Annotated in this window: 13 protein-coding genes; 9 read left to right on the plus strand and 4 right to left on the minus strand. The window is 56.3% G+C overall.

All coding sequences use genetic code 11. The features are described from left to right. Positions 1–821: 821 nt before the first annotated feature. From ACMFWR_RS15590 to ACMFWR_RS15610, 5 genes are all read left to right on the plus strand, one after another. Entirely contained in the window at positions 822–2,030 is a 1,209-nt protein-coding gene (locus ACMFWR_RS15590; RefSeq protein WP_413192512.1) for a JmjC domain-containing protein, read from the plus strand. 92 nt (positions 2,031–2,122) lie between these two features. Next, positions 2,123–2,500 carry a TylF/MycF/NovP-related O-methyltransferase gene (locus tag ACMFWR_RS15595; protein ID WP_413192513.1) on the plus strand — a complete coding sequence of 126 codons (378 nt, stop codon included), beginning with the start codon at positions 2,123–2,125 and terminating at the stop codon, positions 2,498–2,500. Continuing rightward, complete coding sequence (locus ACMFWR_RS15600) at positions 2,497–3,672, plus strand: JmjC domain-containing protein (protein WP_413192514.1); 1,176 nt, start codon at positions 2,497–2,499, stop codon at positions 3,670–3,672. Before ACMFWR_RS15595 ends, ACMFWR_RS15600 begins: the two co-directional genes overlap by 4 nt. Before the next feature lie 36 nt (positions 3,673–3,708). Beyond that, on the plus strand, positions 3,709–4,950 hold the full coding sequence (locus ACMFWR_RS15605; protein ID WP_413192515.1) for an MFS transporter: 1,242 nt from the start codon (positions 3,709–3,711) through the stop codon (positions 4,948–4,950). 475 nt (positions 4,951–5,425) lie between these two features. Next, a complete protein-coding gene (locus tag ACMFWR_RS15610; protein WP_413192516.1) occupies positions 5,426–6,622 on the plus strand; it encodes a JmjC domain-containing protein in 1,197 nt (398 codons plus the stop codon). A gap of 1,034 nt (positions 6,623–7,656) precedes the next feature. Here the strand turns inward: ACMFWR_RS15610 and ACMFWR_RS15615 are convergent. The 3 genes from ACMFWR_RS15615 to ACMFWR_RS15625 all read right to left on the minus strand — a co-directional run bounded on the left by ACMFWR_RS15615 (position 7,657) and on the right by ACMFWR_RS15625 (position 11,694). Next, positions 7,657–8,574: a Tar ligand binding domain-containing protein gene (locus tag ACMFWR_RS15615; RefSeq protein WP_413192517.1), complete on the minus strand. Its 918-nt coding sequence runs from the start codon at positions 8,572–8,574 to the stop codon at positions 7,657–7,659. 419 nt (positions 8,575–8,993) lie between these two features. Then, the gene (locus tag ACMFWR_RS15620; RefSeq protein WP_413192518.1) at positions 8,994–10,442 is read right to left on the minus strand and encodes a hypothetical protein; all 1,449 of its coding nucleotides are present in this window, start codon (positions 10,440–10,442) and stop codon (positions 8,994–8,996) included. 697 nt (positions 10,443–11,139) lie between these two features. After that, positions 11,140–11,694, minus strand: coding sequence for a hypothetical protein (locus tag ACMFWR_RS15625; protein ID WP_413192519.1), 555 nt, complete (start codon positions 11,692–11,694; stop codon positions 11,140–11,142). A gap of 323 nt (positions 11,695–12,017) precedes the next feature. Here ACMFWR_RS15625 and ACMFWR_RS15630 point away from each other — a divergent pair, with 323 nt between their 5' ends. Continuing rightward, a complete protein-coding gene (locus ACMFWR_RS15630) occupies positions 12,018–13,181 on the plus strand; it encodes a J domain-containing protein (RefSeq protein WP_413192520.1) in 1,164 nt (387 codons plus the stop codon). 64 nt (positions 13,182–13,245) lie between these two features. Beyond that, entirely contained in the window at positions 13,246–14,400 is a 1,155-nt protein-coding gene (locus tag ACMFWR_RS15635; protein ID WP_413192521.1) for a hypothetical protein, read from the plus strand. A 227-nt stretch (positions 14,401–14,627) separates the two neighbouring features. On the opposite strand, the gene ACMFWR_RS15640 is transcribed toward ACMFWR_RS15635, so the two are convergent. Further along, the gene (locus tag ACMFWR_RS15640) at positions 14,628–14,858 is read right to left on the minus strand and encodes a tautomerase family protein (protein ID WP_413192522.1); all 231 of its coding nucleotides are present in this window, start codon (positions 14,856–14,858) and stop codon (positions 14,628–14,630) included. A gap of 24 nt (positions 14,859–14,882) precedes the next feature. Here ACMFWR_RS15640 and ACMFWR_RS15645 point away from each other — a divergent pair, with 24 nt between their 5' ends. Next, positions 14,883–15,410, plus strand: coding sequence for a winged helix-turn-helix transcriptional regulator (locus tag ACMFWR_RS15645; protein WP_413192523.1), 528 nt, complete (start codon positions 14,883–14,885; stop codon positions 15,408–15,410). 354 nt (positions 15,411–15,764) lie between these two features. After that, positions 15,765–17,132, plus strand: coding sequence for a hypothetical protein (locus ACMFWR_RS15650; protein WP_413192524.1), 1,368 nt, complete (start codon positions 15,765–15,767; stop codon positions 17,130–17,132). The last annotated feature ends 69 nt before the right edge of the window (positions 17,133–17,201 follow it).

Here is a 17,201-nt window from a genome sequence, read left to right on the forward strand (position 1 = left end):
ACGCGCGATAAATCATTCATTCTCCATGTCATTTAAAATCACATATTAAATAGCCTTACTTAAGGTGGTATGCCATTTGAATTTGGTATTCAACATTACATTTATTCAGTAATATTAATCACTTGACGCCGCAATGGAGATTATTCAACAATATTCCTGCGACGAATTGATATCTTGACGCCGCGCGCGCCGCAAAATAATTTTGTAGCCTGCCAAAGTAAATCAGCACACCAGTTTCATTGAATTTTTTTGAAAGCAAAAAATGTCTTTTTGAAAGAAAACGTGTCTATTACGGTGTTCCGGAGTGATTTGTTGGGCTGCAATGTCTTCAGCGTTTGAAGGTGTCGGTGCGCCCCTCAAACAAGTCTGTGCTTTTGGCGCCCAATGAGTATCTTGCTTTCTAACAGTGACCTTCTTTCAATATTCGAATGTGTACTGCGATAACCCTCGTTACATGCACTCGTCGCATGTAACACCCCAATCTCCCGATGATGAGCGCGTTCCATCGCGGGGGTACAGAGGGGTGAACGCGGCCCCTGAAGCTCTTCCACCCGGAACCACGATGGTCCAGCACCTGAGTGGCGGAAGGGCGGGAGGGGCCGCGAGCATCTCTTATACCGCCTCTCACGAGGCATCTTAACTTCAAATCCACATCATGAAACTGAAGATCAAAGACATCAAGATTGTGCGCTTCAAGGGTGGTTTGTTTATTGACCTCCAAGGCAAGCTATTCGGGTAACTGGCAGGCATGTCTGAGTAACCGCTAGTCAGAGCCGGGCAGTTCGAAAACTGCCCGGCTCCTTTCATATTCGGAGAAGGTGATGTTCTTTGACACCGTTTTGTCGGATATTAGCCGCGAGGTATTTATTCGCGACACTCTGGGAAAGAGGCACCAACACTATAAGAACTCGCACAGTCTCCATCAGCGTGTATCTGTTGAGGACATCGATGATCTCTTGACCGCATGGAACGGGCAACTAGAGACGTTCGTTGTCGTATCGATGAACGGCAATGTCGTGCATTTCCCACGAAGTGAGTCCCATCAGATCAACCAGAAATCGCAGATTGAGCAACTCTACCGACAGGGTGCCACGCTCACCATCGATGGTTTTCATACCAGGCATCCCCTCTTCTCACAGCTTTGTCGTGACCTAGAGAATCAGCTTGGCGGATCGACCACGACCAAAGCATTTATCACGCCTCCGGGGCGCCCAGGCTACAACGTCCATTTTGACGCGCTCGATACGTTTGTCCTGCAATTGGACGGGAGCAAGCACTGGAAGGTCTTCCCGCAGTTCGTCTCGATGCCCACCGCGACACAGGCTCGCGAACTCGATGACGAAGAGGCTGGTGAGCCGCTCGCTGAATACTTGATGCAGCCTGGCGACCTGCTCTACATGCCTGCCGGCTACCCGCATTGCGCTCGCTGCACAGACGAACATTCGACCCACATCACGATCGGGTTTGCGCCATGGCGCGTAAACCATATCGCTGAGTTCATCCTCAATACCTTGCTAGCGCCAACCAGCGAAGCAATGCGACATCATGTCCTGGCGCCGGAAATCGACGACAACGCCGAAGCAAAGTTGAAGGTCGGCCTCATGGATATCGCCTCCGCCCTAGAGAGCATCGACCCTAAAGTGGGCTTGCATGCATTTCAGAGTGCTGCACGCGGAATCATGCCGCGGATACGCGACTACGGAATTAAGAGCGCCTCAATGCAACCGCTGCTGACTGAACGTTCAACGTTCACATTCAATGCATTCAGTTTGCACCGGCTAGAAGTTGATCCGGAGGCTGAAATCGCATACGTGCGCCTTGGTTGCTCAGTACCTCCCCGACTGGACACACTGGTCCAGCCGCCGCACATCGAGCTACCAGCATATGCCGCTTCGGATCTTGACTGGATCTTCAAAAGCCGTGTGCCCTTCTCAGCATCGGATGTGCGGGGTGACTTGGATCTGGAGAGTCGACTCGTCCTCATCAATGAACTGATCACACACGGCGTTGTCGATGTGGTTGCCGCATGAACTCTCAATTTTGCGCTATGACTTCGAGTCCTCACGTTGTAGATAGGCAAGGCGAGTACAACGCGCCATGCGTTGATCTTCTTAAAAGAATATTGCTCAACAACATCTACGGGACCGATGTCGAGATCACGCCGTTAGACTTCCAATCGTGCGAAGCCATCATTGAAACGCTTCGGCATTCGAAGCTATGGGTTCTCGAACGCTACAAGTCGTTGGCCATCGAATCTCTTGCTGAGACCTTCGAATACACAAAGAAGCCCAACGCGCTTCACAGCCACGCCCGCCAGCCGCGACTTGACAACATCGACGCGTGCACACGCAACTTTCTGGAAAGCGACGTTTCAGGTGACTTCGTCGATATCGATACTTTGTGGGGCAGAAAAGCCAATTTAATGCGCGGCATCCTTCATGCAGCTCACGAAACGAAGCGCGCGGTGATCGTGTTTTGGAAAAAGGCGTCGACACAATGAGCGGAACCGGATTTCGAACAGCCATAGACCCGCTCAAACCGGCTCTCGATTTAATTCACGCTCGATCAACGCAAGTATTGCCACTGTCGATCGAGCAATATGGTTTGCACGAGAAACACGTTCTTGACCGTATCGCTGCTTTCGCCGCTTCGTCATGGAGTAAGGTGCGAGCATACAACTCCCACGGCTCTATCGAACTCCCGACGATCGAAGCGAAGACCATCGACCAACTGTTCGAGTTCTCGAAAGCAAACCGATATACGTTCAATATTGAGTACATCGAGTCGCACATCCCCGAAGCAAGTGCCTTGGCGATCGATCTGGCGGCATTCTTCGGCGGGACCGTTGCTGTGCATGCTTTCGTCTCCGGAGCTGGCATACCTTCCACGCCCATCCACTATGACTACACCCATGCTTTCACGTTCCAACTCATGGGCTCGAAGCGATGGCAGTGTTATCGATACCTTGAACAGCCCACTTTCGAGGCCCAGGGTTATGTTGTTAAGCCAGATCTTGTAGGTCCGATGACTATCGATCACGTACTGCATGCGGGTGAGACGTTGTTCGTGCCCCAAGGAGAACTGCACCGTGTCAGCGCCATGCCAGATTCCAACTCGATTCATCTGGCTGTGAGTGTCAAACATCTCGGCTGCTACCGGTTCATTGCACCGTTTCTCGACCCGGACATGGACGATCCAGCTTGGGCGGGAACGCGGTTCGAAGACCATGTTCAATGGTTGACCGACGGGATCAACAAGTTTCCCGAGCGATCGAGCAAAGATGAGGCACTGGCTAAGGCACGCATCGCGGTCTGGCAAATGATGTACGAACAGCATCATCGCGTGCAGTGCCCCCCGCCTGAGGCCCCACAACAAGCGGCGCAAACCGAATGGCGGCGCACAAACGGCCGGCCGCTGATGGTGCATCGGTCAGCGGAGCATATTGTGGTGGAGTTTATCGATCCTTCCGGGGAGATAGTAGGAAATCGCGCCTACGGTTTTAGCCCGTCCCGCGTGGAGCTACCGGTCGAGGCGGAAGAGTTTGTCGCGATGCTAGAGCACGGTGAACTGGACGTTGCTCGCCTTCGGGAAACATTTGACCCCGAGACGACTGAAAACCTTCTCCAGCTTGCACAGGATCTGCAGCTATTTCATCGCGTCGCGATCGGCTAGATGCCAATTAATGCTCCATTTCAGGCGGGCACGGTTATGTGGAACAAAACTTCGATAGGGCTAGTGCTGGGCACTGCGTTTGCAGGCTTTAGTTTCTGGGTCGATTTTCTCGCGATCCTGACGCTGTCCGCGTATGAATACAAGGCGAGTCCGTCCGCCATGGCCGTAGTCAGTGCGATGCTGCTGATTCCAGGCATGCTTGCAGGTCGGGCGATTGGGCGTTGGCTGGATCGAGTGAACCCAGCACCGATTCTCCTTGTCGCATTGGTACTTCGCGCCAGCGCGACGGTCATGCTTTTAGCCGGATTGCCTTTCGCGTTTTTTTGCGCGTTTCTGGCGTTTCGATCGCTCGTCGCCGTGCCAGTTGAGCCAGCTAACAGCGTTATCGTTTCGCGGATTGTCCCAAAGGACGACGTTGCCCGCTACTTCGGGACCTTGAGCTTGTTGAGAAATATATCGAAGATCATTGCTCCAACTATTGGTACAGCCATCGCTTCAGTGTTTGGCGAGAAAGCATCCATTGGTCTATCTGTCGTACTGACTGGGGCGGCCCTCGCGTCGTTCGTGGTGGCGTTGCGTCGCCATGACGGTTGGATTGGCGGTCCGTATGTTGTGGCAGAAAACGTTAAGAAGTCCTCAGTGAGGCAGTCCGTAACGGTTTCGGAGATCGATCTAGCCAAGCGCCCGCTGTTGAGGCAGTTGCTTTGGACGGCCACGACATACGCATTCATGATCTTCACGATCAATAACCAACTTCCCGTGATGCTTGGCGCGGCTGGATTTGACAAGGCGCTCCTTGGGGTACTCGTTTCCTGCTCTGGTGGTGGAGGTATATTGACGGCGGCCTACCTAGCGAAGACCAAGCGAAAAATGACAGGGGACCCCATGCGGGCGACGGTTGTCGCAGTGATCTCGATAGCAGTCTGCTTTGTCACTCTGGGGGGAGTCTTCGCGCTGCCGCGTCCACTTGCCCCGTATTTCGCTGCGGCGCTGTTCTTTCTGACGGGGATGTTTTCCTCAATCGAGACAATCCGAGCAAATGTCGTGGTTGTGCAGCAGTTTCCCGAGTCCGTGGGAACAGTGTCGGGAAAGATAAGTTCGCTTCAGAGTGCCGCCATGCTTATCGCTCCTTGGACAGCGGCCGGCCTCTTGCCTTACTTGTCAATGTCGGGTCTCTTCGTTCTTGACGGCGGGCTCGGACTCCTCGTCCTTGGGACGATTAGTGGGATCGCCTACTGGACCCGTCGGCAAGGCCAAACGGCTGGGGTAGCGACCTGATATACGTTTCGCGAGTCCCGCTTCTTCCTTCGTGTGCCTCTTTACCGGCGCGTGGTCGACTCCTGAGTGGGTCCTGTCAACCTCAGGCATCCCCTGTGTGGCTTTACTCGTTCGGACAAGCGTGACCATCGAACGTACTTTCTGCGGAAGAGCTGCGAGCAGTGAACGTGAAAGGTACATTGAGCATGGAAAGAGAACAAGAGACCGACGTTCAATCGAAGTATGTGGTCCTAGCGCAGACATCAGTCTGCATGAGGATCACAGTTTCACCAAAACCCTGCGTCCAGCCATCTCTCTGGGCTATTCGCAACTAGGCTCATCGCTGCCAGACAGATCACCTGTCGTGTTGGTTCAGGTGCGAGGTTCGTTGCACCCGGATACAACTACATGGCTGAATTTGCGCACGGCCTGACATTCGAAACGAAGATTCGACTAACTAAGAATCGAATATATATCCTCGTCAAACGGAGACCCCATGACCATCGAAGTCCGCGACATTTTTTCGCCCATGACCACGGAGGAATTCCTGCAAACGGTGTGGGGTTTACGTCCGTGTGTAATCTCCCGGAACGATGCAAGATTCAGGGACGTTCTGCCGTGGCAGGTGCTAAACGATATACTCGCCAGCGGCCGGTTGGACTACGCGCGCTTCCGCCTTACCAAGGAAGGTAGAAACATTCCGGCCGAAGCGTTCCTTTCGTTCGAACAGACCCGCGCTGGTACTCCCGTCACTCGTTTGAATGTTGCCGGACTCCATCAACAGGTGGCTGACGGGGCAACGCTTGTGCTTGACGCGGCGGAAGAAATGGTGCCCATGATCGAGGCACTAACCGGCAAACTGGAGCGCCTGCTCGGCGAATACGTTCGGTCACATGTGTTTGTCGGATGGCAAGACTCGCAAGGGCTGGCCACGCATTGGGACGCTCAAGACGTCCTGGTACTACAGGTTCATGGCTCTAAAGACTGGATGATCTATGAGCCAACTCGTGAGCATCCGATGCTGCGTGACTTAGAGTTTGATGATTTTCCGGAAGACGCTAAACCGCATCTCTCCGTGCGATTGGATCCCGGCGACTTCCTCTATATCCCGCGTGGCTGGTGGCACGATTCGCGCCCTTGTGGAGAGCCAACCCTCCACGTATCGTTGAGCGTCAAAAAGCGGACTGGGATCGACTACATTGAAGCGCTAAGCGAGAAGCTCTGCGAGGACGTATTCCTACGTGCTGATGTGCCCCGTTTCGCGACGGCCGATCAGAAGGCGCGGTATATCCGACAGTTGCGCGAGCGCATCATTTCAGCGATCGATGCACTCCCATTAGATCACTATCTCGACGAACAGAACTCGCGTGCCTCCCTGGGCAGGCAGCCGAGTTTGCCTTGGCCCGCGGTCCAGGAAGATTTGACGTGGCTTCGCCCTGATTCGCTTCTGTCGCCACAGGTCCGCCGAAATATCGCGCTGCAGCGTGATGGCGAAGGTATCACGATGGCGGCAGGCGGCAAGGAGTACACCCTCGGCGTCGCTGCCCTGCCGATCCTCAATTTTGTTGTGCAGGGCCGGCCCGCGATCTTGGCCGACATACTGGCGCAGAGTGAAGCCAGCGGAGCCAGCACTGCTGAGTCAGTGGAACTCTTGCAGCAGCTCGTGTCTGCCGGGCTCGTTTCTGCACGCTGACAGCAAGGCCGAAAATTGTATATGCTTGGGCCAGATTTTCAGTGCACGGGACAGGGCGGACCGTCACGCCGAGCGAGGCCGTCCGTGAAGCAGCCGACGCGCCGTGCTGCCCGGTACGCATCACGCTGCGGGCAATACACCGCCGGCACCTTCGGCCGTGAAGACCGGTGGCAACCAATTCCACTCGCATTCTGCACGTCCTCGAAGCGGGATCGGTTCGGTCATCTTTCTCTCATCGAGTTGGAAAATGAAAATTGCGCCCTAGAAGGCGCCTTGGTGGTTTTAGCAGAGAGGCGTAACGCGGCGTTTCGATCTCGTGGTATGGACGTAACGATTCACGGCGCAATGAGTTGCGACCGTGATGATGTTGATGCCGATTCGGGCCGTAACGGAGTTTCATGGTCATAAGATCGGCACGTAGCCGACTGCAGGTCGTTTGCTTAACAAAATCCCTCCGCGCCCGCAGGTCGCAGGCTTGCGCTCTTGAGGTATGCCTGTTCTACCTTCAGTGGCCGCTCTTCGACTAGAAACGGATGTTCGACGGACGGAACGTTTTGACCGTTCATGGCCGGCTTGCGGCAGTTTCGGCGGCAATCTGCTTACCGCACAACGGCCATTGAGCGTGGGCGAAAGGGGCCTCTGTTGCGCAAACTGGACGACGACCTCGACCGGCGGCTCATGGCCGGTTAGGTCAGCTCGCCAACGGCCGCTAGCGGGTAGTCCTGTTCGAAAATCCTGAATTTCGCCGACTGGCCGGTTTGGAGAAGGGCATCTGACCGAACTGGGTCGGGTGCCGACTTCCGCCGCCTGCATGGTGGAGCCGCCTTCGCCGGATCTGACGTTGTCTGTCCGATGACGTCCCGACTCATACACCTAAAGGTACCTTCGCCGACATTCTCGGTGTGAGCTGGAACTGCTTTTCAACTGGATGGCATCGAACGCCCGCTCTGACCGAATTGCACTGCTCACGTCTCGTCGTGAACAACAGTTCGTTTCTGAGACAGTCGTTCAACATTGTTGGACGTGCAGGCAGTCTAGTCGCGCGTGCCCTGATCGGCGCGCTGCCAGGCCTCCAGGAATTCCCGGACTTCAGGACTCGCGCCTGCGGCGGCAACGGATTCGACGCGCACCCGGAACGCATCCAAGTCAATCAATCTGGCCATGCTCGTGGGCCTGACGCTTGTCACGCGCTTCGCGACGACGTCGCCCATCCCTCCAAAGCCCATTCCCTGGGACCAGCCGTACGAGGTGAACGCCCTGGCGAGTTGCCGGACGCCCATATCGCTCGCGAACGCTGCAGATGTCCATGCTCGAACGGCGGCGCCGTCGTCGGTAGTCAGGTACCACGACAAAGCCGCGGCCAGCGCGCCTGCGCCGATCGCAAGTAAGACGATCACGCGAAATCGTGAGAACGACTGTTGCTGCGTTTCGTACAGCTGCTTCGCGCCTTCGAACGTCGCGTGCTTGAGCTTCTCGTTGCTGGCCGTGAACGCCGCGTAGTAATCGTTGTTCTCAAGGGCAGCGCGCATGATGGCTTTCTGATCTCCGCTTTTGATCGCTTGCGCGAACTTGTCGAGACCTTGCGAAAACGCCTGCCGCTTGCTCTCCGTGTCTAGGGCGAGGCGGTCTTGCTCAGCGTCACGCGATAGAGCCATATAACGCGACCAGATGTCCGACGCCTGATCCGCAAAGCCCTTCGACTTCTTGATGATGCCGTCCAGGTCCGGCGCGGCAGGGTCGAGGGCTGCGCGCAGCAAGGCGGCGCGTTGCCGTGCCATGACGATCTCGACTTCCCCTATCGCATTCACGCTGGGCAGCGCATTGCTGTATGTCTGGCGGTTGGCATCGTTGCTGCCGGTCTTACCCATCAGCCCCAGCGCGCCGACGACCGCCAGCAATGAAGCAAGCAACGCCATGGCCACGGCCAGGCGGGTCTTGATTGAAACAGTCATGAGGCTTCCTGAGTTGTGCGAGCTCTGCTTCAGATCACTCTCGCGGAGAATGCATGCAGGTCACCTTCGATTACGGCACTGAAGTTCATGACTCTAGTAAAACGCTCCATTCAGCGACCGCATAAATCGCGCTCGCGGAACACACGCGTTTTGAGGACGTTCGGCGCGCAAGGCCACCTCTGAATCGCTTCAAAGTAGGCTGTACCGGCAAAGAATGGTGATCCGCGGTCCTGAAGTATGCAAGCTGAAAAATCATTTCCGACTGGCCGCTCACATTGCAGGCAGGCCTGATACGCCCGTTCAACCGCCATCTGAGGGAAATTCGGTTACCGCTTTCGATGGCCTGCCAACGGTCCAATTTCCCACCGCACGATCACGTAGCCGGCACGCCGCGAAGCGCCCAAGTCGATGGATAGGTCCTAATCCGGCATGATCGTCAGCGTAAGCGTTGTCCCATCGCTCAACGATGCAAGCGGCGCCTCCAACCGATCGTTGTACGCAAAACCATAGCTGTCGGTGACGCCGGCAAGATACGATGCGTAAGGGTTATAGCGATGGCTATTGCTTGGCTGCGCAGCCGAGAAAGCGTCGGCGATCGGCAGCTTGCTTTGTGCGGCGCCACTCGGCGGATTGCCATACCAGGTCCATGACGGCGAGTTGCCCAGCGTCGAGCCTGGATCGTTCGGATTCGCTTCCGTGCTACCAGCAATGCCGAAATTGAGCGCCGCAAAATAATCCGCGACGATGTGCTCGACGACCTGGTTCGGATTCGTGTTGGCGGGGATCATGCTAAATCCCGGATTCGCGAGATACACGCCGTAGTCCGTGAGATTCGATGCTGGCACCACGACCGTGTAGGCTTGGGGACCGGCACCCGTTGCTGCGTCCATCGTGCCGTCGAGTACGAGACTCCCAGCGTCGATCGCAACACCCCGGATGGTGGTCGGCGCATTGATAATCGTCGCCGTCAGGTCATAGGTTTGAAATGCACCGCCGTTTGTGGGCTGGCCATTATTGCCTTGGATCGTCGTCGCAATCAGCGGCCCCGGCGGATTCGTTCCGCTCAGGTAGGCGATGTAGTCCTGCACGCTGGGGTAGCAGGTGGTTCCCGCAGACGGATCGATCGGGGACACACTGCCTGGGCTCACGACGCGAATCACAGGATCGGACACGCTAGGCACTGTGACGCCATGTGGTGCGGTCGCAATCGCGCCCGTTGCGTCTTGTTTCGTGATGACTTTGAAACCAGACAATGCGCCGAGGTCTTGAAACACCTTAGCCGCGTCTGCGCGCCAAGTCAGATGAGCCGGTGCCAGACTGCCGCCGCTCGTGACGATGTCGAGCCTTATGCCGAAGAAATCTTGCGAAGTGAGATTGGCGCCACCGGAGGTGCCGACTCCAGTATTGCCGTCGGGCGGCGCGATCGTGATTTCGAACTTATCCCACCGCGTTCCGAAGTCGTCAAGATTCGGGTTGTCGAAGTTGGGAGCGAAACCGTTCGCTTCGGTCGGAGTGGTAAGCGAGTTCTCCAACGAGACAAAGATTCGCCCGCTGTCGTACTGCGTGACGTTCACGCCAGAGACCAGCGCGGCAAGCGCGTAAGGCTTTCCTTTGACGATAGACTCGCCCGTGCCGACGATCGTTGCCGCAAGAGTGCCCGCTCCGCCGAATGCGATGTAAACGGCATAGCCATCGGTGCGTTGATTCTGAAAATACAATGTGACGCCTGTCGTCGGAGCCGATTCGATGGACGAGGTCCCCGACTGAGTCGAGTTGTTGCTATCGCTATCGTTACCGCCGCACGCCGTCAAGATTCCACCCGCAAAGAGCGTGAGCAAACTCGTACCGAGAAATGCACGTCGTTCCATGGCACTTTCCTAAAAGTGAGTTCGGGAAAACCGTTCGCAATCTCTTGGAGAATCAGATACAAGACAGGGGCGACGAAATCGTACGCGCTCCAATAACGAATGATTTGACAAAAACTAAACGACATTCGTGTGTCGTGTAGGGGCTACATAGATGGAATGGTCGCCTCACGCCATAAAAGACCGTCGAACGCCGTAGGCTCGTGTCCTGAACGCGCCACATTGCTGGTTCAGTAGTCTTGCCGTCGAGGAGAACCAGATGGACCCCACGACCGTCGCCATTGACCTGGCCCAGCGCATTTTCCAAATTCACAACGTCGAGCCTGAACGCGGCGCGATTCACAGCGAGGTTCTGAAACGAGCCCGTGATGTTTATTGCATGGTCTCACCGATTCTAGGCGGGGCCACATCGGACACGGCTTTCACTGAAGCGAATATCTCATTTGATCGCACACGGCCCGATTCATTCCGCATGCCTCGGTCGTCGAGTGTAGGTCACGGTAATCGCTCGCACGTCGACGGACGCGTCTCAAGCGTGCGGTGACAATCGACTTTTGCGCCCGGGAAACCCATACCGACCATAGCTTGCCGCGTGACCGGCTCGAACCGAAGTGTGGCTTGACAAATTTATACTCGAAAAGTTGACATCTTTAATGCGTTCTACGGCTGTCTGTCCGCTCGGCGTTGAGAGGCAGCCCGCTCACCCCGATAATTTCGTGTACACCTGTCCGTCCGTGATCTGTCCTGACTCGACGAGTGTCCGGAACATCGCGATCACCTTCGATTTTCCCGAAGCCGCGTGGATGAAAACGTTATCGTTCTTCACACCCAGCGACACGCCTGTGGCCGCGCTGGCCGTTTGGACTACTTGCCCCTGAATGCGAAAGAAGATCAGCGAGTTGGGCAGCACACGTACGAGGCACAAAAAGACCTCGCCTTTGTCATTCTGTGTTTGACCGATGTAGTAACCGTTTCCAAGCGCGATACCGATCCAATCGAGGTCGTACTTGCCCTTCGTGCTCCCCGATGAAAAAGTGCGGTCCGCATTCCGGCGAATGAAAAGGTCGACCGTGGTCTGCCCCGCTTGTTGGCGCCATGCTCCGACGACGCCGGGTACGTCCTGCGCATCATTGGCGCCGAATACGGGCCCATCGACAGAAATACACGCCGCGAGCATGAGCGATGCCAATAGTGCGAGCAGCCGACACAATGCCGAGCGGGACGTTACCGCGCGCCGTGTTGGCTTCAAGTTCATTTGCGCCCTCGCATTTCTTCCTAAGCGATGCACGGCAATTCGCGACACGAAGAGCGAGCCTTGCATTCGCACGATATTGATTTGCTTGACGCTCATGTGTCGGCCCTTTCCAATCGCGTGCTTACCGTCGATGTAGAAGTGGGATACGTATCACATATCCAAGCATCACCGCAAAGCGAGCGCCAATATCTCTGGAATTGTGTGCTAGCGCACGGACTCGGAAAATGGTTTTGTTGACTGTTGCAATTCCGGTCGCAACACAACAAGCCTGCAATAAATCTGCGAGACACTGACCCGTCGGATCTCCTTGCGGAGCGCAAACCATGGTGCACTCTCACTACGAGAATCTCCAGGTATCTCGCACGGCGAGCGACGAGGTCATCAAAGGCGCATACCGGTATCTGAGCCAAAAGTGGCATCCGGACAAGCAACCGTCCGAAAAGCGTTCAGAAGCCGAGCGCATCATGAAGCTGGTCAACGATGCCTACGCGGTGCTGTCGGATCCCACTAGGCGCAGAGAACACGACGAATGGATCGTCACGGAAGAAGCCCGCGAACAGGCGGCGGCCCCGAGCGGCGGATCGACGTCCGGTCCGGGCAGCGGCTCGCCGAATCCCACTGAGCCGGAGGCAGGGTTGAGCGCGCAGGCGCGCACCGAATATGCAAAGGCCATTGCCGCGGGACACTGGCCGCTCGCACTGCTGACAAGTTTTATCGGCGTTTCGCTGATCGTGGGTTTGCTTCAGAAGATCGGATGGGTGCGCACGCTACTCGACAATCATCCTCTAGCGTCGATACTCGTGATCCTGTTTGTGATCGGCGGTGGAGCAAAGGCAGCCGTCGACGAAAGGCGTGACAAGGTTCTCGACAAGAACGACGACCAGACGCTCAAGGTTCTTTACGAAAAGTCTTCGCGCCGAAATGCAACCGCCGCCATTTGCGCGACGATACTCGTTGCCGCAGGCGCACTCGCCTATGCGGTGTGGCTTACACGCCCCGATCTGATTCACCAGTTCGCGGGCTCGAACACCTCTTCACCCGACAACCCGGCTCCGGATGCATCGCGCAACAATGCGGACGCCGCCGCTTTAGCAGCCGCTTCAGCCGCTGCGGTGGGGACGGACACGGCGAGCACGGTCGACGTAAGCGCAGGAGCGACGGCAGACCGGAATATCCGGGTGGAGAACCAGTGTGGCTCGCCGATCGCCTTGTTTCTGGCCATGCCGGACAAAACGAGCGGTCAATGGTCGATCAAGCACTGGGAGTTCGATGCGAATGAGGCCGCACGCCTCAATGCAAAAATTTCGCCGTCCGACACTTACTACTTCGCGCGTTCCACTGACAACGTCTACACATGGGCAGCGCGTGATGGCGACAAGACCAGTCGCGCGTTCTCGATCGATGCAGACGCGCCCGCCGTCCGGTTCGTCAAGATCGAGCCTCAGGACGGCCCCGAGTTCTTGCTCAAGCTCCGTTGCGCCGACTAGACACAGGCCCCGCCGCAGCAAGCCTTGTGTGTTTCTCAATGCAAGAACGTTTCAGGCGATTGACATGAAAACGCTTACTCTGCTGCTGGCCATCCTGATCGTGGCGATCACGCCCGGCTGTTCAAAAAACTCGACGATCGACACGTCCGGCGCGAACACCAACGCGCCTGCGCAAGCGGCCTCCGAGGCCGCTTCGCTTCAGCCGGGAAGCCCTGCATCCGCCGACGCGCAGGCCGGAAATTCGGCATCGCCCGACGCATCGCCTGCAAGTTCACAAACGCATGGCAGCAACCTGTCGTCAGACAAGGACGCTGCGCTGACGACTCAGCTTTCCGGTATGTGGACGACACGCGTTGAATCGATGCACTCGTATATGGGCCTGGGCGATGGCCACGAAATGATCATGAACATCGTTCCGACGACAGGCGCAGACACGAAGGTCGTCTGGAAAGGGACGTGGACCGTGGAAGGCGGGAAGCTGATTCAGAACATCACACAGACGTCCGACGGCAATGCCAATCAGCTCGGAACCTATACGTCGGAGATCAGCAGTGTGTCGGACAAGACCCTGGAATTAACGGTGCGTAGCGGCGACAAAGTCCACACCTACCTATACACGAAAGTGCCGATGCAAGACGCCATCAGTTCACTGACCAGTCCCTCCACTCCGCCACCCTCGACTCCGACGCAACCGGCCCAAGACGCTGCGCCACAGGCCAATGCTCAGGACCGCCCGAGTGCAGGCAATTCAGGCAACGCCATCGAGCCATTCATGGAGGAATCCCGATACGTCGCGACCAACAATCTCGACAAAATCATGTTTGAGATCAACAAGCCTGCCCAGGTCAAGCTCGTCGTCGACATCGATGACAGAGTTCCGATCGACGTTGTCGTCCTGCCGCTCAAGGCGACCTATGCGCAATACACCAACCTGGTGTTCAACATCGGCATGCAGGAGGGTGCGGAAGCCCTTGCCACATTCGCAGCGCTGCTAGGTGACAACACGAACTACAAGACCGATACCCGGAACCGTATTACCGAGGCCGATCTCTTCAATTTGCCGCTTTCGAAGAAAGGGGCCTATGTCCACTACGAGTCGGACTGGACTGAACTGAAGCCCGGCAGCTATACGGTGTTCCTCGACAATATGGGGAATTTCACTCCGACGAGAGGGGATGCACCGGTCAAGCTCGCGGTCTACGCTGTGGCGGATCAATAGCCTGACGCTTCGCAGGTTTCGACGCTCGAAATCACGGTATGACCCGGGCTAAAGGTACGCCGGATGCCACGAACCTTCGGCGACCCACTCCGGTCAGATGCCCGTCTCCGAACCGGTCAGTCGACCGATTCCAGGTTTTTCGAACCAGAGCGCCAGTAAGCAGCTGTTGGCGACCTGGCCTGTTCGACCAGGTGCGGACCTTCGAGGTCAGACCGAAATGCAGCAGCCTAAGCGATGGGCGGGAACTTTGACGCAATCATTTCGGACGTTGGAATCATTCCCCCAAGGCTCCAATGCGACGGTGCATGCTCATCGATCCTCACCCACACCGACGAGCGGAATGACGGGTCACCGCGCCCCTCGATTTCTACCATCAAATCAGTGATTCGCCTGAGCATCTCGGCCTTCTGATCATCCGAGAGAATGCCGTTGATCGTCTGCACGTGGACAAAAGGCATGCACCACTCCTTAGATTGAGTACAATGGCTGGGTCTGATTTACAGACCCAGAATAGCGCTGGAGGACGGAGCGTGTCAAAGCAATCATCTCTACAGTCTGAGAGACACCGAAATCGACCACTTGTTGCGATAGACGAGTGCGGTCTTGCACATGCCGCCGACTTACTCGGCGATCGCTGGGTCCTGCTGATTCTTCGCGAGGCGTTCTATGGAGTGACGCGCTTCGATGCGATGCGCGAGGACATTGGCGCGTCAAAACATGCACTGAGTAGTCGGCTTGAACAACTGACGAATGCTGGCATTCTGATCTCGCGGCCGTATCGTGAGCCGGGGGAACGAGAACGTAACGAATACGTTCTTACAGAGAGGGGCGAGAGCCTTGGGCCAGTATTACTCGCGCTCCTAGACTGGGGGCAGACGTATCTTCGGTCGTCGAGCCGGCGGGTCTCCCTCATCGATCGGTCTACAGGGCACAAGGTGAAAAATGCATTCGCGACTGAAGATGGTCGCATTGTTGCCGGGGTAGACATCGCATTGCAAGTTTGCTCGTAGGCGCGCTCTGGTATCGCACAACGCGAATTTCGCATTCGCATGTGCGCTCTCGCACATACCCGAAATTCCCATCGACGTGAATCTTATACATCCGTGGTCAATTGAGGTCGCGGATGGAGGCTCTTCTAGCCAAAGAGAGGCAGCGATGTTCGGACTCGTGTTGGACTTTTATTGGGCCGCTCCGGGCGACGAGGCTAAGGTGTCAGTGACCGGACCTACGTTAGCGGCGATCGACAGTATCGGAAGCATCAATCCGTTAAATAGCGCGGGCGAATGGCCACGCAGTAGTCTTTCGCCGGTCCATGCAAAGATCGTAACGAACAGTGCAACCGGACAGCCGATAGCGGGGCACGTATGCCAGATCATCGGCTAAACCTGCTTCGCCCGCTTACTAGCGTAATCGCGGCGGCCACCTTGCTGTCAGCATGCCACCCTGAGCAGTACCGTTGGTCGTCGGAGCTAGACTGGATCAATCACGACTCATTCAACCCGGTTGGAGTCGCTCGCACCGACGGCAAGACGAGGGACGATTTTCCATCGGCACGGGTCTTCAGCTATTCGATCAAGAAGCCGGCAGATCCAGCTTCGTCGACAGCCGACAAGGGTGTTCAGAGCCTATCAGATCATGGGCAGCAGGCGTACATCGAAAGCATCGCCAAAGCTTCCAAAAAGCCAACGGGCGATCTGCAGGCTCTTTTAAAAAAGGATAGCGACGGATCTGGCAAAGGCGGGTTGAAATTTAGTGAAGAGGATGAGCTTTATCGCACCCTCGTCATTTCGATCGCTAAGGCAGTTCAGGCCAAGCCTGGCGATCGATTGATGAGAGTGGTCGTTCAAGTAACCCCGTGTGACAACGAGCGATTTACCGGATATACGGTCCCCGCGACAGCTATCACGTTACAGGATATCGCCCAAGTGCAAAACACTGTCACAACCTCGGTCACCGGGAAGTTCTCGCCGACATTCACGGGGAAAGTCACAGGTGGCGCAGAAGGGGATGCAAGCCTTTCGTCTGTGTCACAGGGTACGGCGGATATTGGCCAGCAGTATGAAAGCTTGAATCTGGACATTTCGCCCGACCGAATAGTCGTAATCCGCGAGAGCGAGCGCGGCGTGGATCTGTCGGGTAACGTGATCATTACGCCGATCACTGTCGCGTTGCCTGAAAATGCCCCCATGGACGCAGGCGTTCTCATCCCTTCGACAACATCGTTCTTTGCGAGTGCCACGCCGTTGGCAGCGAACAAGATCTCGGTTACGCCAGCGCTTGTTCAGTACGCGCTTCCGCAACCGGTGTATGTCGACGTAAAGCTTCGATATCAACTTCGCGTGCCCGACGGTGACAGTCGCAAGTACTACGTCGAAGGAAAGCAGGATGTCTACATTCGATCAGGTGAAGTCGACGAGCCACATCAGTTGCTGATCCCAGCACGCGAAGTTTCAGCCAAGCGTTACCGCGTCGTCCATCTCGTAGACGAAAAGTCATACGGTGCAGTTCAGATAACGGTGAACGGGATTAGGAACGATGCAGTGTTTGACGACTACGCGACAGCCTCGAGCTTCGCGGCTTGGATGCAGCAGAAGCACGCTACGACGCTTGGGAAGCAAGGGTATCACTTGGCCTATCGCTCGGCGGCCGGCACGGAAAGGTTCGAGGCACAGATCGCGAATCCGATCGCGACTGTGACCTCAGTTGCATCGGGGGCCGGTGCCAATAAATGACGTTGAATTCCCTCTGGCCCCGCAGAACGGCGTTCGCCAGGCTTGCGGCTTAGATTTAAGGCGCGTATA

The sequence above is a fragment of the Pararobbsia alpina genome (assembly GCF_965118125.1).
GTDB lineage: Bacteria > Pseudomonadota > Gammaproteobacteria > Burkholderiales > Burkholderiaceae > Pararobbsia > Pararobbsia alpina_A.